The sequence below is a fragment of the Verrucosispora sp. WMMA2121 genome, from assembly GCF_027460185.1.
Classification (GTDB): domain Bacteria; phylum Actinomycetota; class Actinomycetes; order Mycobacteriales; family Micromonosporaceae; genus Micromonospora; species Micromonospora palythoicola.
In genome coordinates this window covers 1,128,844-1,146,863 of the sequence record NZ_JAPZBH010000006.1, presented here as the reverse complement: position 1 = coordinate 1,146,863, position 18,020 = coordinate 1,128,844, and the positions used below count along the sequence as shown (strand labels likewise).

Genomic DNA, 18,020 nt, shown 5'->3' with positions numbered 1-18,020 from the left:
TTCGGTCGGGTGGGCGTCGGCGGAACGGCTCAGTCGACGAGTGCCGAGTAGACCAGCTGGCGCAGTTGCGGGCGGAGCGGCCAGGTGCTCGACGGCATCAGCTGGGTGAAGAACATGGCGGTGATCTCCTCGACCGGGTCGACCCAGAACGCGGTGCTGGCCACGCCGCCCCAGTAGTACTCGCCGACGCTGCTCGGCACCCGGCTCGGCACCGGGTCGTCGATGACCGCGAAGCCGAGCCCGAATCCGACGCCGTCGAGATTGGTCTCGGCGAACCCACCGGTGGACAGGGTGCCCAGGTCCTGGCCGCCGGGCAGGTGGTTGCGCGTCATGAAGCGCACCGTCCGGGGACCGAGCAGCCGCGTGCCGTCCAGCTCACCGCCGCGCAGCAGCAGTTGGGTGAAGCGGTGGTAATCGGCGGCCGAGGAGATCAGTCCACCGCCGCCGGAGAGCAGCGCCGGCTTCTCGTACGCCAGCGCGCCGAGTGCGTCGTACCGCACCGCGCGACCGGACGCCGGATCCGGGACGTACAGCGCGGCCAGCCGCTCGGCGTCCGCGCCGTCGACGTGCCAGCGGGTGTCGCCCATGTCCAGCGGACGCAGGATCCGTTCGGTCAGGAAGGTGTCCAGGCTCTGCCCGGAGACCACCTCGATCAGCCGGCCGAGCACGTCGGTGGCGACCGAGTAGCCCCAGGCGGTGCCGGGCTGGAACAGCAGCGGCAGCTCACCGAAGACCCGGCACGCCTCGGCCAGGTCGACCTCGGCCGGCGGGTAGAGGTCGTAGCCGGCGGCCCGGTACAGCCCGTCGACCACCGACGTCTGCATGAAGCCGTAGGTCAGGCCGGCGGTGTGGGTGAGCAGGTGCCAGATCCGGATCGGTTCGACCGCCGGCACGGTGTACGGCTTGAGGGTCGACCCCTTCGAGTAGACCCGCATGTCGGCGAACTCGGGCAGCCAGCGGCCGACCTCGTCGGTCAGCTCGAAGCGACCCTCCTCCCACAGCATCATCGCCGCGACCGAGGTGATCGGCTTGGTCATCGAGTAGATCCGCCAGAGGGTGTCCGGCTCCACCGGCGTGCCCGCCTCGCGGTCCCGCAGCCCGTACGTCGAGCTGTGCGCGATCTCGCCGCGCCGGGTGACCACCGCCTGCCAACCGGCGAGCCGCCCCGCGTCGACGTAGCCGGCGAAGTGTTCGTCGATGCGGGCCAGCCGCGCCGGGTCGAATCCGACCTGTCCCGCCTCGATGCTGGTTGTGATGCTCACCCCAGGCAACCTACCGGCCGGTACGCGAGGCGCGGAAGCTCTGTTGTCGGGGTCACTGGCTAGCCTGCTGTCATGCCGGAGCCGACCGAGGACGTCACCTTCCACGATGAGGACTGGTACGCCGAGGACCTGGCCGACCGGCACTTCGTCAACTGCACCTTCCACCGGGTGGATCTGACCGAGGCGACCAGCCAGGGCGCGGTCTTCACGGGCTGCACCTTCGGCGACGTGACCTTCAACGTCTCCCGGCACGTCGACTCGGCATTCACCCGGTGCGTCTTCACCCGGTGCAACCTGTTCGAGGCGGAGTTCACCGGCTGCAAGTTGCTGGGCAGCACCTTCGACCGCTGCGACCTGCGGCCGTTGACCGTGACCGGGGGCGACTGGTCGTTCCTCACCCTGGCCGGCGGCGACCTGCGCGGCGCGCGGTTCACCGGGGTACGGATGCGCGAGACCGACCTGTCCGGTGCCGACCTGTCCGGCGCGGCGCTGACCGGGTGCGACCTGTCCGACGTGCAGTGGCGCGGGGCGCGGCTGACCGGTGCGGACCTGCGCGGCAGTGACCTGGCCGGACTGGACCCGGCCTCGGTGCACCGGAAGGGAGCGGTCATCGACCTGATGCAGGCGGCGACCCTGGCCCGGGCCCTCGGGTTCGACATCCGCGACTGACCGCCCGCGCCACCGTCCGATCCATTCTCTGTCGTCTATGCGCAATCAGCTTTTTGTGTCGATGAAGGCTGCTTCTAATGGACGGGTGCTGAGCTGAACGACGGTGACCGTTCGTCCCGGACCAGGAGGATCGCATCGATGTTCCGTACCCTTCGGGCCGCGCTCGTCGCGGCCGTGCTGACCCTGGTCGCGGTGGTGGTCCCGGTGGGGCCGGCCACGGCGGCCGCCAGTTGCTCGACCTCGTCGTCCCAGGCGATCGTGGGCGGCTACCGAGTCATCATCCGCTGCGGCGACGCGGGTTACATCCACGGCTTCGGCCGTACGCTCAGCGACGCGAACCTGGAGGCGCTGCGTCTCTACCAGCTCTATCTCACCTACGGCGTGAGCTGCCGGGGCTCGCTCGTCGACTCGCTGGTGGGCGGGTTCGACGTGCAGATCTACTGCCCGGGGTCCTACACCAACGGCTTCGGCAGCAATCTCACCGACGCCGCGGCCGAGGCCCGGGAACTGGTGACGATGAGACTCTCCGGCGGCCCGGACTGCGACGGCACCACCGTGGCGGCGATCGTGGGCGGCTACCGGGTGACGCTCTTCTGCACCGTGCGGTACGTCCGTGGCCAGGGCAGCACGCTCACGGAGGCCGCACAGATCGCCCGGCTCACCGCGGCGCTCGGTTGAGCGGGGCCGCCGGCCGGTCGTTGCCCGGCCGGCGGCCCACTTCGGCAGTAGCCTGGTCGGCGACCGTCCCACACCACCGGGAGGACCGCATGACCACGGGCGAACGGGTGCTGGACAGCCCCACGAACTGGGTGGCCGAGCACATCAACCGCTATGTCGAGACCGACGGTGCCGAGGGGCACGAGTGGCGACCGGGCGTCTTCACGCTGCTGCTGACCACCCGTGGGCGGCGCAGTGGCGCGTTGCGGCGTACCGCCTTGATCTACGGCCGGTCCGGCGACGCGTACGCGGTGGTCGCCTCCCAGGGTGGGGCTCCGCAGCACCCGGCCTGGTATCTCAACCTGCTGGCCGAGCCGCGGGTCGAGGTGCAGGTCGGTGCCGACCGGTTCACCGCGCGGGCGCGCCCGGCCACGCCCGAGGAGAAGGCGCGGCTGTGGCCGGTGATGACCGCCGTCTGGCCGGCCTACGACGACTACCAGGCGAAGACCGACCGGGACATCCCGGTGGTACTGCTCGAACGTGCTTGACGAGACGACCGGGGAGGACGAACGATGCCCGCTTTCGCCTTGGCGCACCTGCGCAACCCGCAGGTCAACGAGGACATTCTGACCTACCTGGAGCGGATCCAGGCCACCCTGGAGCCCTTCGGCGGCCGGTTCGTGGTGCACGGTCCGGAGGTGGACGTACGCGAGGGGGAGTGGCCGGGCAGCGTGGTCATCCTCGAGTTCCCCGATCGGCAGCAGGCCCACGCCTGGTACGACTCGCCGGCGTACCAGGAGATCCTGCCGCTGCGGACGCGGCACATCGACGCCTCGGCGATCATCTTCGACGGGGTGGGCCCCGGCTACGACCCCGGCCGGACGGCTGCGGCGCTGCGGGCACAGGCCGCGACCGGCTGAGCGCACCCGGGACAGTTTGTCCGTCACCGCGGGTCCACCGGGTCGTAACGTCCTGCTGTCCGTGTTCGACTGTCCTGTGTGGAGGCCAGGCCGATGAACAGCAGCAGCAGTACCGTCCGTCCCGCCCCGCCCACCGGCGAGCGGCCCGGGGTGGGGCTGCGGGATATTCCGCTGCCGCCGTACGTGACCGCCGAGGATGCCCAGTTCGCCGTGCGGGCTGTCGTGGTGCACGCACCCCGACGCTGGTCCGGGGGAACGGTCTGCCGCAACGACGCCAGCCCGCACCCGTGCCGGCTGCACCGGTGGGGTACCCGGGTGCTCGCGCTACGCGGCCTGCGCGACGCCGACATCGCCGCGCTCATCGAACGCGGCGACCCCGCAGCCGCGTTGCCGCCCCGGCCCCCGGCCTGAGCGGCGCACGAGGCGGGTCGGTGCGCACGAGGCCCAACCGGCACCGATACCCGCCCAGCGGGCCGTCATGCCTCGTGTCGCGCTGACATCGCTCTATTTGACGGACGCCTCGGCAGCGGGCACCGTGGGGGCTGGAGGGGCCTTGAGCTGCCCCGATGTGGCGGTGGATGGCACCGCCCGGGAGCCCAGAAACCCACGAGGAGTCCCACCATGCTCACGATGACCGACAACGCCGTCCTGGTGATCCGTGATCTCGCCGCCCAGCAGGACGTCTCCGAGGGCGGCGGGGTACGCATCGCCGCGGACACCACCGCCGGCTCGCTCAGCGTCGAGCTGGTACCCGCCCCGGTCGAGGGGGACCAGGTGGTCGACAACCAGGGCGCCCGGATCTTTCTCGATTCCGACGCGGCCGACCTGCTCGGTGACGCCTCGGTCGACGCGACCGTCGACGACGAGGGCGTCGTGCAGTTCGGGTTCACCGAGAAGGAGTAGACCGGGCCAGCGCGTTCAACACGTGGGCCAGATGGTGGGAGGTGCTCCACGCCATCCAGTTGGTTGCCGAGCCTGCCCCGGCACCCCGGCGTGCCCGGCGCGAGATCTCCTGGTCGCCCCAGGAGAAGCTCGCGCCGGTCGGCGGCCAGTGCGGGCTCGACACCAGCGTGCGGCACAGGTCCGCGACCCGCTGATCACCCTGACCTCGGCGGCGCGACCAGCGGTGGATCAACCAGACGCCGTCGCCGGTGTACGGGACCGTCAGGTGGCGGTCGACGGTGGGTTGGCCCGTGGTCGAGGCCACGCCGTAGTCGCCGAAGGTGACGCCCAGGTCGGCCAGCCGTTGCCAGAGCAGCCAGTCCCAGCGGTCCACCCGTACCGGCTCGTCGATGGGCAGCCGGGACAGCACCGGCGGCATGCCACCGGCCACCACGCTCACCGAACGCCAGGTGTGCCGGCGGGTCCAGTCCAGCATCCGCCGGACCCGGGGCTCGACCAGCCGGACGTCCGCCGGACAGCACACGTCGCCGCAGTCGAGCACCAGATCGCACTGCTCCGGGACCAGCCGCGCGTGTCTGCCGATCCGCTCCACGGCCACGGTGGTGGCGTCGGGGCCGGCCCGGTCCCGACGTAGCCGCAGGCGCACCACGGCCCGCTGGGTCTGTGCCCGGGCCGTGGCACCGAGCGCCGCCAACCGCCGCTCGCCGTCCGTCAGCCCGATCACCGGCACCAGTGGTACGCCCCGGCGGGTCAGCACGGACGCCGTCGTGTCGGGCAGGGCACCGAACTCGACGGCGGGCCGCAGCCCCGGCGGCAACCGGGTCAGCGCGTCGAGGACGGTGCTGTCGAGTTCGGACAGTTGAAGGATCGGGCTGAGCAGCGGGGCGAGGGCGTCATCGAGGTGGCCGAGCGCTTCCAGTTCCCCGCGCCGGGCGGCGAGGACGGGACGGTAGACCGGCTCCTCCGCCCGTCCTCCGAGGGCGGGCATCATAATTAAATGTAGCCAGCCGATTACCCACCTCACAGGGCGGAAGAGCGGGAATTCACCGGACAGGTGTCAACTCCCCGACTATCCTCGCGCGGTGTCTCACGCACTGGCCAGGTACCGGTCCGCCGACGAGGACAGCGTCCGCTGGCAGGGTTTTCCCTTCCGCCCCGGTGACATCGTGATCAGCACGCGTTCCAAGAGCGGGACGACCTGGATGCAGATGATCTGTGCCCTGTTGGTGCTGCGTACGCCGGAACTGCCGGCGCCGCTGACCGAGCTGTCACCCTGGCTCGACTGGTTGGTCGAGCCGCCGGAGCGGGTGTACGCCCGGCTGGCCGCCCAGCGGCACCGGCGCTTCATCAAGACCCACACGCCGCTGGACGGGGTGCCGAGTGACTCCCGGGTGCACTACGTGGTGGTGGCCCGCCATCCACTCGACGCGGCGGTCTCACTGCACCACCAGGGGGCCAATCTGGATCGCGTCCGGCTCGCCGAGCTGACCGGCCAGCCCGCCCCAACGGAGCCGGCCCGCCCCCGTCCGCCGGTCGAACAGGCGCTCGTACGCTGGATCGACGCGGATCCGGATCCCCGTGCCGAACTGGACTCGCTGCCGGGTGTCCTGTGGCACCTGGGCGACGCCTGGGCCCGCCGGCACCAACCGAACGTCCACCTCGTCCACTACGACGACCTGCGAGTCGACCTGTCCGGGCAGATGCGGCGCCTGGCCGAGCGCCTGGGCCTCGAACCGCCCGGACCTGATCTGGTGGAGGCGGCCACCTTCGACCGGATGCGGGCCCGCGCCGACCGGCTCGCGCCCGACGCCGCCGGCATCCTGAAGGACCGCAACGCCTTCTTCCGCAGCGGTCGGTCCGGTCAGGGCCGCACGCTGCTCGACGCGGATGCCCATGCCCGCTACCACTCCCGAGCCGCCGCCCTGGCACCGCCGGACCTGCTGGCCTGGCTGCACCGAACCGAGGCGTGAAGACGCGGGCGCCCCCGGAGCGGGGTGCCGCTCCGGGGGCGCCGGTGGGCCGTCACCGACCCGAGGGGTTCGGGTCAGTCGTCGTCCCGGTCGTCGTCGTCCTCGTCGTCATCGTCGTCCCGGTCGTCCTCGTCGTCGTCCGCTGGCTCCTGCTCGGCCTTGACCACCTCACCGGACTGCCGGTCGACGTCGATCTCGTGCTCGGTACCGCCGTTGACGATCTCGACCTCCCAGATGCCCCGGCCGTTCTCCTCGTCCCGGTCGGTCTCGGTGATCCGTCCACCGCCGGCCTGCGCCAGCGCGATCTCACCGGCCCGCTCCCGACTCACCGCGTCACCCTCCGTGGCCGGCTGGGTCTGCGCCGGCGTGCTGGGTGTCACGCTGGTCGGGTCGGCCGGGACGGTGGTGCCGGTCGGGTCCGGGGCCGTGGCGCCGGTGGTGCCGTCGGGGACACCCGCGGTCGTCGGTGCGCCGGTCGCGGCGGTCAGGGTGGTCTGCCGTGCCTGGCTGTCGTCCGCCGCCGCGACGCCGAGGAACACCCCGGCCACCGCGAGCACCGCCGCCGCGCCGCCGACCGACGCCAGGATCAGGGGGTTGCGCTTCATCGTTGTGCACCTCTCCTCGGTTGTCGTATCGAGGATCGGTCGGGCCGCGATAGCGGCGCGCTGTCCGAACCCTAAGCCCCGGTTAAGACCGGATCTGCGCACCAAGAGTGACGGGCCGGCGTGCCTCGCCCAGGGTCATGCCCGGCCGAGCCAGAGTGTCACCTCGGCACCGCCGCCGGGCCGCTCGCCCAGCTTCAGCCGGCCGCCGCTGGCCTGGGCCGCCCGGCGGGCGATGTCCAGCCCGAGTCCGGTCGACCCGGCCCGGCTCGCCCCCCGGCGCACCGAGTCGGCCGCGATGCCGGGGCCCTCGTCGGCGACCGTCAGGACGACCTGGTCGCCGACGGCACGGAGCCGGACGGCGAAGGGCGTGCCGTCCGGAGTGTGCGCGAACACGTTGCCGAGCAGGGCGTCCAGCGCGGCGGCCAACTCGTCGGCCGCGACGGCGACCGGAACCGGGCCGGGGGCCAGGTCGAGGTCGACGGCACGGCCGGTCTCCTCCGCCAGCACCGACCAGAAGGCGACCCGATCGGCCACGGTGGCGGCGGCGTCGGCGACCACCGCGCCGTCGGTGGGGGCACGCCAGCGGGCCTGCCGGATCAGACCGGTGACCGCCCGCTCCAGACCGTCCACGGCGTCGATCACCCGAGCGGCGTCCTGCGGGTCGCGCAGTGACTCGGCCTCCAGGCGCAGGGCGGTCAGCGGCGTACGTAGCCGGTGCGACAGGTCGGCCACCTGTTCCCGCTCCTGCACCAGCAACTCCTGGATCCGGCCGGCGAGGTGGTTGAGGGCACCGCCCACCTCGCGCAGTTCCGCCGGCCCGGACGGCCGCACCCGCGCGTCCAGTTCGGCGTTGGCCAGCCGGTGCGAGACCTCCGACAGCTCGCCGATCGGCCGGACCAGCGTGCGGGCCAGGCGGTCGGCGACGGCCAGGGCGATCAGCACCAGCAGCGTGCCGAGCAGGGCCAGCACCGACCAGGCACGTCCCACCCCGGCGGTCATCTCCGCCCGTGGCACCACGGTGCGGATCACGGTGGTGCCGTCCGCGCGACCCTGCACCGCGATGACCACCTCTCGACCGTCGGCCGTCTCGGCGGTGAGGCTCTGTCCCCGCCCGGCCAGCTCCACCGCGGGGGTGCGGGGGGCGTCCGAGCCCAGCACCGTGCCGTCCGGCAGGAACACGCTGACCGGCCGGGCCGATTCGGCGGCGAGCTGTTCGACGGTCAGCCGCACCGTCTCCGGGTCGGCGGTGCCCACCACAGGAGCGAGGCTCTGTGCGTCGGCGGTGGCCCGCACCGTCGCCCGGTCCTCGGCGGCGGTGCGCAGCAGCAACGCCAGCGGCACCAGGAAGGCGATCACGATGAGGACGCTCACCGCGGCGACCAGCAGGGCCAGGCGGGCCCTCACCCGTCGACCTCCGGGGTGACCAGGCGCACCCCGACCCCGCGTACGGTGTGCAGGTAGCGCGGCCGCTGGGCGCTCTCGCCGAGCTTGCGGCGCAGCCAGGACAGGTGCACGTCGACAGTCTTGTCCGCGCCGCCGTACGGGATCTGCCACACCTCCGTCAGCAACTCCCGTTTGGTCACCACCTCACCGACCCGGGTGGCCAGATGCCGCAACAGGTCGAACTCCCGAGGGGTCAACTCGACCGGTTCGCCGTCGAGGTCGACCTGCCGGGAGCGGGGGTCGATCCGCAGACCGCCGACCACCACCGTCGGATCCTCCGGCTGTCCGCCGGGTCCGCGGCGGAGCACCGCGCGTACCCGCGCGTCGAGTTGGGCGGCGGTGAACGGTTTGACCACGTAGTCGTCGGCCCCCGCGTCGAGCACCCGGACGATCTCCCGCTCGTCGTCGCGGGCGGTGGCCACGATGACCGGTACGGCGCTGACGGCCCGCAGCATCCGCAGCAGCTCACGGCCGTCGAGGTCGGGCAGCCCGAGGTCGAGCACCACGAGATCGGGGCGGTCGTCGAGGGCGTCGCGCAGCCCGGTCATCGCGGTGGAGGCGGCGGCCACGGCGTGTCCCCGCTCGCGCAGCGCCCGCACCAGCGGGGCGCGGATGGTCAGGTCGTCCTCGATCAGCAGCAGGCGGGCCACAGCAGGCAGGGTATCCCCGGCGATCGTCAGAGCCCCGCTTCGTTAACCCTCCCTTAGCGTTGCCCGAAGGTCACCCCAACCGCCGATCGGGGATAGTCGGGTGATGGGCCGTCGAACCTTCCTCGCCGTGGCCGGATGGCTGGCCACCGCGGTCGTCGCCACCCTGATCGGGCTCGCCGCGATCCGGTTGGTCGGTGAGAGCCTCACCGGGACGCCGGGTGGGGTCCGCAGCCAGGAGGAGATCGCCCGCGCGCTCGCCGAACCGGCACCGGGTACCGATCCGCCCGGCAGCGTGCCGACCGGCACCCCGGCGTCCGGCAGTACGACGACCGGTCCCGGCCCGAGCGGGTCGCCGTCGAGCCCGGTGTCGCCGGCCGACCCGAACGCGGAGTCGGCCAACCGACGCGGCTTCTCCACCACGGGCGGCAGCGCGGTGGCCGAGTGCCGGCCCGACGGGGTCTACCTGGTTTCCTGGAGCGCACGACCGGGCTACCGGGTCGACGACGTCGATCGTGGCCCGGACGACGACGCGGACGTGACGTTCGTCGGCCCGAGCGGCGAGTACGAGCTGTCGGTCTGGTGCGTGGGCGGGGTGCCCACGCTCGACCCCGACGACTGAGCAACCCGCACATTCGGGCGTCACCGCAGGTCAAACCCATGATCGTTACGCCGAATGTCCTTGATCGGACAGCCGATCGCCTGGCTACCGGCGGGGAACGCGACATACGTTCGAGGCACAAAGGGGGCTGATCGGCGCTGACCCCCCTTTAGCCGTCGCAACCAACTCAACATGCCATGGCCGCTCGACCGGGCCGGGGAAGGAGTCCGATGTCCAGCGCGAGAGCCAGGAGCCGCGGGGTTCCCCAGCCGGTACCGGGGGACGAGGCCACGGCCCACGCCGAGGCCGAACACACCACCTGCGCCGGCGCCGGCATGCCACTGACCGCGAGAGTGCTGTTCGCCGTCGTCAGCGCCGATGGTCTCCTGGTCCGCGGGCTGGGCGCGGCGGCGGCCAACCGGTTGCGGACCGGGATGTACCAGGTGGTGTTCGACCAGGACGTCACCGGTGCCAGCCTGGTCGGCACCGTCGGCCTCCCGGGTAGCTCCGGGTTGGCCCCCGCCGGTCAGATCGCGGTTGCCGGGCGTACCGGCATCCCGAACGCCGTCTTCGTGACCACCTTCGACGGTGCCGGGTCGGCCGCCGACCGTCCCTTTCACCTCGCCGTGCTCTCCTGAGCACCACCCGAGGCGCGGACGAGCGCGCGGCGCCGTTGACCCGAGGGTCGAAACCGCGCCGCGCTCGGCCGTCTCCCACCACCGCAGCCGTACGGCGGTACGTCAGCGGGGACCTGGCATGACCGGTCGAACCGGTCGGTCGTGTCGATCCCCGATCGGCGTCGGTCCAAACCCCAGGGCGGTGGTCAATTCCACCATCTGCGAAGCACGGCGTGGCGCGGCCCCGGATGGGGTATGTGTCGGGACATGGAGCACTTCACTATCGCGACCGTCGCCGAGAAGAGCCCGGACTTCCGGCGCGTGCTGTGGACCGGGAAGCACACCCAGTTGGTGATCATGACGATCCCGCCGGGCGGCGAGATCGGTGAGGAGGTCCATGAGGACATCGACCAGATCCTGACCTTCGTCAGCGGCACCGGTGAGGCGCGAGTGGCCGGGGAGAAGCGCGACGTGGTGCAGGGCGACCTGGTGGTCGTACCGGCCGGCACCCGGCATAACTTCGTCAACACCGGCCCGAACCCGCTGGTGCTGTACACCGTCTACGGGCCGCCGGAGCACGCCGACCAGGCCGTGCACCACACCAAGGAGGAGGCCGACGCCGCGGAGGCGGCGGGCGAGGACGAGCCGCCGACCTCCTGACCCGTCCCGCCGGCCCGGCGGACCCGGGCCGGCGGACCTCCTCGGACGCCGGATGAGCCCCGCGATCGCGGGTACGCCGAGCGCATGGAGCAGCCGGCGATCTCCGACTACGGATACCTCTCCGACTGCCGATCGGGCGCGCTGGTCAGCCTGGCCGGTTCGATCGACTGGTGGTGCCCGCACCGGTTCGACTCGCCGTCGGTCTTCGCCCGGCTGCTCGACCCGAACGGTGGTCACTGGCGACTGGCACCGGTGGCCGTGGGACAGCCCGGGCACCGGATACAGCGCTCGTACCGGCCGAACACCCTGGTCCTACGCACCGTGCACCACACCGCGGAGGGCAGCGTCGCGGTCACCGACGCCCTCGCCGCCGAGGAAGGTGCCCGCGCCCACGAGTTCGGTATACGCTCGCCGGCCGTGCTGCTGCGCGTCGTCGAAGGGCTCTCCGGGCAGGTGCCGATGACCCTGGACTACCGGCCGCGACCGGAGTACGGCCTGGTCAGCCCGTACCTGCGGGAACTGCCCGACGGCGCGGTGGTGGGCGTGGCCGGCTCGATGGCGCTGGTGTTGCGCTGCGGGGGACTGCCGCTGCGCGTCGAGCACGACCGGGTGCGGCAGACCTTCACCGTCGACGAGGGGCAGGTGCTCGGCTTCGATCTGGCCTACGCGCCGGCCTACGGCGAGCCACCGGCCCGGCTGGACCCGGTCCGTACGCTGGCGGACACGGTGCTGGCCTGGGAGGCGTTCCGCGAGAGCCACCGGTACGAGGGCCGTTATCCCGAGGTGGTGCGGCACAGCGCCACGGTCCTCACCGGCCTCACGTACGCCCGCAGCGGCGCGGTCGCCGCGGCGGCGACCACCTCGCTGCCGGAACTGATCGGCGGCGACCGCAACTACGACTACCGCTTCTGCTGGCTGCGCGACTTCGCGATGACCATGCGGGCCTTCTGGGTGGCGGCCTGCCCGACCGAGTCGTCCCGCCTGTTCGAATGGGCGGCGCGCTCGATCGGCCGGGTCGGCTCCGATCCGGTGCCCGTGCTGTTCGGTCTGGAAGGGGAACGGGACGTCTCCGAGCATGTCTGTCCCCACCTGGCCGGATACGCGGGGACCGGACCGGTACGTAACGGCAACGACGCCTGGCGGCAGCGGCAGCTCGACGCGCCGGGCGAGGTCATCTCGGCGGTATGGCGGTTGCACGACTACCTCGGCGACCAGCTTGCCGAGGACCTGCGCGACATGGTGCTCGGGCTCATCGAACAGGTGGCGGCCAACTGGCGACTGCCCGACCGGGGGATCTGGGAACCGCGTGACCGGGAGCGGCACTACCTGTCGTCGAAGGCGCTCTGCTGGGTGGCGATGGACCGTGCCGTGCGGCTGGCCCCACAGCTGGGAGAATGGGCGGACGTGCGGCGCTGGACCGGCATCCGGGACGAGATCCGGGCCACGGTCCTCCGGGACGGCTTCGACGAGCGTCGCGGCGTCTTCACCACTGCCTTCGGGTCGCCGGAACTGGACGCGGCGGCCCTGTACCTGCCGGTGGTGGGCTTCCTGCCGGCCACCGATCCACGGATGCGGGCGACCATCGAGGCGATCGAGCGGGAACTCGGCGATGACGACGGGCTGGTCCACCGCTGGAAAGACGACCCGGCGGGCTTCGTGCTCTGCTCGTTCTGGCTGGTGGAGTGCCTGGTGCTGGCGGGCGAACGGGAGCGGGCGGCCCGGCTGTTCGAGCGGGTCAGCGGGCACGCCAACGACGTCGGGTTGTTCAGCGAGCAGATCGACCCGGCCACCGGGGCGCACCTGGGCAACACGCCGCAGGCGCTGTCCCACATCGGTCAGGTCAACGCCGCGTGGCGGCTGACCAACCCCATGTTCGACTGACCGGCGGTGCGCCGTCGCGGGTCAGCGTGGCAGCACCGGCACGCCGGAGACGTCGATGGTCTCCGGGTACTTGACCCCGGCGCCGGTGTTGAGCACGACGACCCGTTCGCCCGCCCGGATCCAGCCGCCGGCCCGCAGCCGGCGGGCGGCCGTCAGGCAGGCGGCACCCTCGGGGCAGAGCAGCAGCCCCTCCCGGGCGGCGAAGTCGCGCAGATCGGTGAGGATCTCGGCGTCCTCCACCGCGATCGCGGTGCCGGCGGTGGCCCGCAGCGCGGCGAGGATCAGCTCGTCGCCCAACGGTGCCGGAACGGTGATGCCGAACGCCACCGTGTGGGCGTCCTCCCACGGTTGTGCGCGGTCGTCTCCGGCGGCGAACGCCCGTACGATCGGCGCGCAGCCGGTGGCCTGCACCGCCACCAGCCGGGGCAGCTTGTCCTCGACCCAGCCCAGCTCCCGCAGCTCGCCGAGCGCCTTGTGGATGCCGATCAGCCCGACGCCGCCGCCGGTCGGATAGATGATGACGTCGGGCACCTGCCAGCTCAGTTGCTCGACGATCTCGTACCCCATCGTCTTCTTGCCCTCGAGGCGGTACGGCTCGCGCAGCGTGCCGGCGTCGAAGACGGTGCCCTCGGCGGCCGCGACGAGCGCGGCCACCTGGCGCCCGGCGTCACCGATCAGGCCGTCGACCAGGCGCAGGTCGGCGTCGGCGGCCACGCACTCCCGGCGGCAGATTTCCGGTGCGGACAGCGGCATCACGATGGTGGCGCCCAGCCCCGCCCGGGTCGCGTAGGTGGCCCACGCCGCGCCCGCGTTGCCGTTGGTGGGCATGGCGATCCGCCGGATGCCCAGCTCGCGGGCCCGACTCACGCCGACGGCGGCACCCCGCGCCTTGAACGAGCCGGTCGGGGTCAGCCCCTCGTCCTTGACCAGCAGGTCGTCGACGCCGATGTCCGCGCCGTACGCCGGTGCGCGCAGCATCGGCGTCCACCCCTCGCCGAGAGTGGTGACGTTTCGTGGGTCGGCGACCGGCAGCAGCTCCCGGTAGCGCCACAGGTCGGCCGCGCGCAACCCGAACCGCTCCGGCTCGATCGCCCGCGCCGCCGCCGCGAGGTCGTAGCGCGCCAGCAGCGGCGAGCCGCACCCGCAGAGGTTCTGCGGTACGTCGGCGTCGTGTTCCCGGCCGCAGCGCGGGCACTCGAGGTGGGTCAGATACACGCCGCTCCTCGCCGTCTCAGCCCGCGTCCACGCTGCGCCACGCACGGCTGCGGTGGCCCGGCTCGTAGCCGGAATCCAGCCGCTTCGCCACCACCCCGGGCAGGCCCTGGTCGCGCGCCGCGCGCATGGTCTCGGCACCGGCGCCGGGAAACCACGGCGGAGTCTGCCAGTGCGGTCCGGCCAGCGCCAGCGAGTCGAGCAACTCGCGGCGCTGCGGGTACGGCAACTCCAGGCTGCTCACCCCCTCCAACCAGAGCAGGTCGACGAGCAGGTACTGGGCATCGGCGCTGCTGCTTCCGCCGCGCGCCGGCCGGACCTGACCGGCCCGGTCGATGCGGACCAGGATGCCGTCCAGCACGACCTCCGTCGGCGCCAGGGCCTCGGCCATCGGCCGTAGCCACGGGTACGCCCCGGTGATCTCCTCATCGGTGTCGGAGAGCAGCCGCAGCCGCCCGCCGGAGACGTACGCGATTGCGCGTACCCCGTCCCAGCGCAGCTCGTACCCCCAGGCGGCCTGGTCGGTTGGCAGCCGGCCGGCCGGGGTGGGACGCATCGGCGCGACCAGGTCGGGCATGGCGGTCCAGCCCGGCGGCGACGGATCGGTGCGGCGCACCATCCAGTCCCGGCCGTCGCGGCCACCGGTGGCGAACAGCACGTACCGCCCGGTGGTCCGGGTACCCCGCAGCTCGACCACCACCTCACGGTCCTGCCACTTCTCGCACCGGTAGGTGCCCTGGTCGTGGATGAGCATCCGCCCGCCGCCGTACTCACCGGCCGGGATCTCACCGGAGAAGCGGAGATACTCCATGGGGTGGTCCTCGGTGTGCACGGCCAGATGGTTGCGCCCCGGTTCGCGGGGCAGGCCGCGCGGCACCGCCCAGGAGACGAGCACCCCGTCGCGCTCCAGCCGCAGGTCCCAGTGCAGGCTGCGGGCGTGGTGCTGCTGGATGACGAACCGGGCCCGGTCGCCGGCCCGGGCCCGCCGGGGACGCTCGGCCGGCACCGGCTCGGGGGTACGCGCGGCGTCCCGCTTGCGCCGGTACTCCTCCAGCCGGTCAGCCACGCACCGATTCTCCGGCAAATCGCGCCGACGCGCCCGGCGGCGGGGTTCGACGCGCCCGATCTCGGGCATGCCGAGCGTCATCGGGGGTAGAACGGTCGACATGGACCACAGTGACCACCCCACCGCAGTTCTCCCCGGTGACGTCCGGATCCCGTTGCTCGGCTTCGGCACCTGGCAGGCGACCGGCGAGGAGGGCTACAAGGCTGTACTCGCCGCGCTCGACGCCGGTTACCGGCACATCGACACGGCCACCATGTACGGCAACGAGGAGGAGGTCGGCCGGGCGATCCGGGAGAGCGGGCTGCGCCGGGAGGACGTCTTCATCACCACCAAGCTCCCACCCGAGCGGGTCGGCCGGGAACGGGAGACCATCGAGGAGAGCCTGCGTGCGCTCGGCGTCGACTACGTCGACCTGTGGCTGGTGCACTGGCCCCCGAACGACTCCGGTGCGCTGATCCCGGTCTGGCGGGAGATGCTCGCCGCCCGCGACGCGAACCTGGCCCGGGCGGTCGGGGTCAGCAACTACAGCACCGCCCAGATCGACGCGCTGATCCAGGCGACCGAGGAGAACCCGGCGGTCAACCAGATCAAGTGGGGGCCCCGGCTCTACGACCGGCAGCGGCACGCCGAGCACCGGGACCGGGGGGTGGTGCTGGAGGGCTACAGCCCGTTCAAGACCACCGACCTGTCCGACCCGGTGCTGACCCGGATCGCCGGCGCGCACAACGTCTCGCCGGCCCAGGTGGTGCTGCGCTGGCACCTCGACCACGAGATCGTGGCGATCCCCAAGTCGGTGACGCCGGAGCGGATCCGCGCCAACGCGGACATCTTCGGCTTCTCGCTGACCGCCGAGGAGATGCGCGACATCGACGCCCTCGGCAACTCCTGACCTGGGGCCAGACGGCGCCCTGCGGACGCCGCCGCGAGGCGGAGCCGTCGCGACATGCCGCAACTTGGGCTCTCCCGCAGCGCGGAGAGCCCGAGTTGCCGCAATCCGTGAGCGGTACCGGTCACCCGCTCGTCGTCAGGTGCCGGCGGGCGGCGTGGGGTCGATGTGCAACCAGCGGTGGAGTGCGTAGCGGCGGCCCTTGTCCTCGACGAAGACCGGTTCGTCGCCGGTCGGCCGGTAACCGCCGGACCGGGCAACGGCCACGCTGCCGGTGTTGTCCGGCTCGATCTCCAGATACACCGTCGACAGGCCGACCACCCGGTGGGCGTACCCGGTCAACAGCCGGAGAGCGCGGCTGGCCAGGCGTTGACCGCGATAGGCCGGGCCGATCGCGTAGCCGATGGTGCCGGTGACCAGGTTGAGCATCACCTCGCCACGGGCCAGGTCGTCGCCGCTGGTGACGGCGAGGTAGACCCGGTCGCCGGCCTGCTGGGCACGCCGGGCGGAGTTCAGGTACGCCTCGGCGGCAGCCAGGTCGAACGGGGTCGCCACCGGCAGGCGGTACGCCATCTCGGCATCGTCGAAGAGCGTGACCAGCTGGTCGAGATCCTGCTCGGACCACTGGCGCAGGACCACCCCGTCACCTTCCAGGCGTACGTCCACGTCAGCTCGGCCCCCCGTCATGGTGGCTGCCAAGTCTGCGATCTCCAGACACCACTGGGCAACCCCGGGTGAGGCCACCGGTCGGTGGACGTCAGTCGGCCCTGTTCGGTGCCGGGGTGCGGCGTCCGCCGCACCCCGGCACCCGCTCGTCAGGAGCGCGAGCAGGCGGTGCCGTTGAGGGTGAAGCTGGTGGGGTTGGCGTACGACCCGCTGAGGGTGCCCTGGTAGCCGAAGCTGGCCGTGCCGCCGGGTGAGATCGTGCCGTTGTGGCCGACGTTGCGGGCGGTCACCGACGAACCGCTCTGGCTCACCGTGGCGTTCCAGGAGTTGGTCACCTGCTGCCCGGACGGCAGCGAGTAGGCCAGGGTCCAACCGTTGATCGTGCTCGACCCGGTGTTGGTGATCTGCACGTCGGCGGTGAAGCCGTTGTTCCACGAGTTGGCCGTGTACTTCACCGCGCAGGCACCGCTGCCGGAGGGCGGGGGCGTGGTGGGCGGCGGGTTGCTCGGCGGCGGGTTGTTGCCGCCACCGTTGACCGCGGCCGAGAAGTTCGTCACGGCCAGCCCGACACCGCCCTGCCAGGGCTCGAAGCCAGCCTGGATGCTGGTCAGGTACCAGGAGTTGGTGATCGCGCCCCGGTTGCGGGTGTCGTTGATGAAGGCCAGCAGGTTCAGGTTCGCACTGCTGATCGCCGACGGGGCGACGTAGGAGATGACGTTGTTGGAGCCGTTGCTGCCCCGCCAGACCTCCCAGCTGCGGCCGTCGATGTTGGCGTTGCCGACCGGGGAGCCGATGGGCTGGATGGGGCCCTGCCGGTTGAACCAAATCATGATCTCCATCTGGTTCACGCCGTCGCGCTTGGGCGACGGGTCGAGCCAGATGTCGTACGAGGCGTTGTAGATGCCGTTGCTCACGTACCGGTAGTTGATGCTGCTGGTCGCGCTGCTGATCTGGCTGACCTGGATCGGCAGGTTGGTGCCGGGGGAGCAGTTGGTGTAGTGGCAGCCGAGGAAGACCGACGGGTACGCCGTCGGAGCGCCGTTGGTCGGGCTGCTGCCGTTCTGGGTGATGATCTCGAAGCCGTTGTTCGTGACGTTGATGCACTGCTGGGCGGTGGTGCCCCAGCGGTTGTTCTGCACCACGTAACGGTTCTGGATCACGGTCGAGCCGTACTGCTCGCAGATCTGGGTGTCGGCGGAGGCGGTCCCGCCGAGGGCCACGGCGACGATCGAGCCGGCGGCGGCCAGCCCGACGGCCATGATGGCCCGCACGGTACGTCTCATGATGCTCCTAGCGCTGCGGCGTCGCCCGGACGCCGGGACGGATGCGGACGGAGCGTTCGGTAACGCGCCCCG

Annotated in this window: 21 protein-coding genes; 12 read left to right on the top strand and 9 right to left on the bottom strand. The window is 72.0% G+C overall.

The annotated features are described in order from the left end of the window. Positions 1 to 29 precede the first annotated feature (29 nt). Positions 30 to 1,262, bottom strand: a complete 1,233-nt coding sequence (locus O7605_RS14215) for a serine hydrolase domain-containing protein (RefSeq protein WP_269739624.1) — start codon at positions 1,260 to 1,262, stop codon at positions 30 to 32. Between the two features lie 72 nt (positions 1,263 to 1,334). On the opposite strand from O7605_RS14215, the gene O7605_RS14210 reads away from it, so the two are divergent. The 6 genes from O7605_RS14210 to O7605_RS14185 all read left to right on the top strand — a co-directional run bounded on the left by O7605_RS14210 (position 1,335) and on the right by O7605_RS14185 (position 4,411). Continuing rightward, positions 1,335 to 1,931, top strand: a complete 597-nt coding sequence (locus O7605_RS14210) for a pentapeptide repeat-containing protein (protein ID WP_269739623.1) — start codon at positions 1,335 to 1,337, stop codon at positions 1,929 to 1,931. Positions 1,932 to 2,069: 138 nt separating this feature from the next. Beyond that, positions 2,070 to 2,609: a hypothetical protein gene (locus tag O7605_RS14205; protein ID WP_269739622.1), complete on the top strand. Its 540-nt coding sequence runs from the start codon at positions 2,070 to 2,072 to the stop codon at positions 2,607 to 2,609. An 89-nt stretch (positions 2,610 to 2,698) separates the two neighbouring features. After that, positions 2,699 to 3,136 (top strand): nitroreductase family deazaflavin-dependent oxidoreductase, encoded by a 438-nt coding sequence (locus O7605_RS14200; RefSeq protein ID WP_269739621.1) that lies wholly within the window; start codon positions 2,699 to 2,701, stop codon positions 3,134 to 3,136. Between the two features lie 24 nt (positions 3,137 to 3,160). Beyond that, positions 3,161 to 3,508, top strand: a complete 348-nt coding sequence (locus O7605_RS14195; RefSeq protein ID WP_269739620.1) for a DUF1330 domain-containing protein — start codon at positions 3,161 to 3,163, stop codon at positions 3,506 to 3,508. Between the two features lie 93 nt (positions 3,509 to 3,601). Beyond that, positions 3,602 to 3,919, top strand: a complete 318-nt coding sequence (locus O7605_RS14190; RefSeq protein WP_269739619.1) for a hypothetical protein — start codon at positions 3,602 to 3,604, stop codon at positions 3,917 to 3,919. A 210-nt stretch (positions 3,920 to 4,129) separates the two neighbouring features. Next, entirely contained in the window at positions 4,130 to 4,411 is a 282-nt protein-coding gene (locus O7605_RS14185; RefSeq protein WP_269739618.1) for an adhesin, read from the top strand. Here the strand turns inward: O7605_RS14185 and O7605_RS14180 are convergent. Next, positions 4,395 to 5,399 (bottom strand): beta family protein, encoded by a 1,005-nt coding sequence (locus tag O7605_RS14180; RefSeq protein ID WP_269739617.1) that lies wholly within the window; start codon positions 5,397 to 5,399, stop codon positions 4,395 to 4,397. The genes O7605_RS14185 and O7605_RS14180 overlap by 17 nt on opposite strands. A 94-nt stretch (positions 5,400 to 5,493) precedes the next feature. On the opposite strand from O7605_RS14180, the gene O7605_RS14175 reads away from it, so the two are divergent. Next, a complete protein-coding gene (locus tag O7605_RS14175) occupies positions 5,494 to 6,381 on the top strand; it encodes a sulfotransferase domain-containing protein (protein WP_269739616.1) in 888 nt (295 codons plus the stop codon). A 74-nt stretch (positions 6,382 to 6,455) separates the two neighbouring features. Here O7605_RS14175 and O7605_RS14170 read toward each other — a convergent pair whose 3' ends face one another. The 3 genes from O7605_RS14170 to O7605_RS14160 form a co-directional block, all read right to left on the bottom strand. Next, positions 6,456 to 6,986 (bottom strand): PepSY domain-containing protein, encoded by a 531-nt coding sequence (locus O7605_RS14170; RefSeq protein WP_269739615.1) that lies wholly within the window; start codon positions 6,984 to 6,986, stop codon positions 6,456 to 6,458. A 135-nt stretch (positions 6,987 to 7,121) separates the two neighbouring features. Further along, positions 7,122 to 8,390: a sensor histidine kinase gene (locus O7605_RS14165; RefSeq protein WP_269739614.1), complete on the bottom strand. Its 1,269-nt coding sequence runs from the start codon at positions 8,388 to 8,390 to the stop codon at positions 7,122 to 7,124. Next, on the bottom strand, positions 8,387 to 9,079 hold the full coding sequence (locus O7605_RS14160; protein WP_210830227.1) for a response regulator transcription factor: 693 nt from the start codon (positions 9,077 to 9,079) through the stop codon (positions 8,387 to 8,389). Before O7605_RS14160 ends, O7605_RS14165 begins: the two co-directional genes overlap by 4 nt. A 103-nt stretch (positions 9,080 to 9,182) precedes the next feature. On the opposite strand from O7605_RS14160, the gene O7605_RS14155 reads away from it, so the two are divergent. From O7605_RS14155 to O7605_RS14140, 4 genes are all read left to right on the top strand, one after another. Continuing rightward, positions 9,183 to 9,698 carry a septum formation initiator gene (locus O7605_RS14155; protein ID WP_269739613.1) on the top strand — a complete coding sequence of 172 codons (516 nt, stop codon included), beginning with the start codon at positions 9,183 to 9,185 and terminating at the stop codon, positions 9,696 to 9,698. 209 nt (positions 9,699 to 9,907) lie between these two features. Continuing rightward, the gene (locus tag O7605_RS14150; protein WP_269739612.1) at positions 9,908 to 10,315 is read left to right on the top strand and encodes a hypothetical protein; all 408 of its coding nucleotides are present in this window, start codon (positions 9,908 to 9,910) and stop codon (positions 10,313 to 10,315) included. Positions 10,316 to 10,561: 246 nt separating this feature from the next. Then, entirely contained in the window at positions 10,562 to 10,954 is a 393-nt protein-coding gene (locus O7605_RS14145; RefSeq protein WP_269739611.1) for a cupin domain-containing protein, read from the top strand. An 84-nt stretch (positions 10,955 to 11,038) separates the two neighbouring features. Beyond that, positions 11,039 to 12,835 carry a glycoside hydrolase family 15 protein gene (locus O7605_RS14140; RefSeq protein ID WP_269739610.1) on the top strand — a complete coding sequence of 599 codons (1,797 nt, stop codon included), beginning with the start codon at positions 11,039 to 11,041 and terminating at the stop codon, positions 12,833 to 12,835. A gap of 21 nt (positions 12,836 to 12,856) precedes the next feature. On the opposite strand, the gene O7605_RS14135 is transcribed toward O7605_RS14140, so the two are convergent. Then, a complete protein-coding gene (locus O7605_RS14135; protein WP_269739609.1) occupies positions 12,857 to 14,050 on the bottom strand; it encodes a threonine synthase in 1,194 nt (397 codons plus the stop codon). Between the two features lie 16 nt (positions 14,051 to 14,066). Then, positions 14,067 to 15,113 (bottom strand): DNA polymerase ligase N-terminal domain-containing protein, encoded by a 1,047-nt coding sequence (locus O7605_RS14130; protein ID WP_269739608.1) that lies wholly within the window; start codon positions 15,111 to 15,113, stop codon positions 14,067 to 14,069. A gap of 100 nt (positions 15,114 to 15,213) precedes the next feature. On the opposite strand from O7605_RS14130, the gene O7605_RS14125 reads away from it, so the two are divergent. Beyond that, positions 15,214 to 16,002: an aldo/keto reductase gene (locus tag O7605_RS14125; protein ID WP_269739607.1), complete on the top strand. Its 789-nt coding sequence runs from the start codon at positions 15,214 to 15,216 to the stop codon at positions 16,000 to 16,002. A gap of 135 nt (positions 16,003 to 16,137) precedes the next feature. Here O7605_RS14125 and O7605_RS14120 read toward each other — a convergent pair whose 3' ends face one another. Together O7605_RS14120 and O7605_RS14115 are read right to left on the bottom strand one after the other, a co-directional pair. Beyond that, on the bottom strand, positions 16,138 to 16,686 hold the full coding sequence (locus O7605_RS14120) for a GNAT family N-acetyltransferase (RefSeq protein ID WP_269739606.1): 549 nt from the start codon (positions 16,684 to 16,686) through the stop codon (positions 16,138 to 16,140). 128 nt (positions 16,687 to 16,814) lie between these two features. Beyond that, positions 16,815 to 17,948 (bottom strand): GH12 family glycosyl hydrolase domain-containing protein, encoded by a 1,134-nt coding sequence (locus O7605_RS14115; protein ID WP_269739605.1) that lies wholly within the window; start codon positions 17,946 to 17,948, stop codon positions 16,815 to 16,817. Between the last annotated feature and the right edge of the window lie 72 nt (positions 17,949 to 18,020).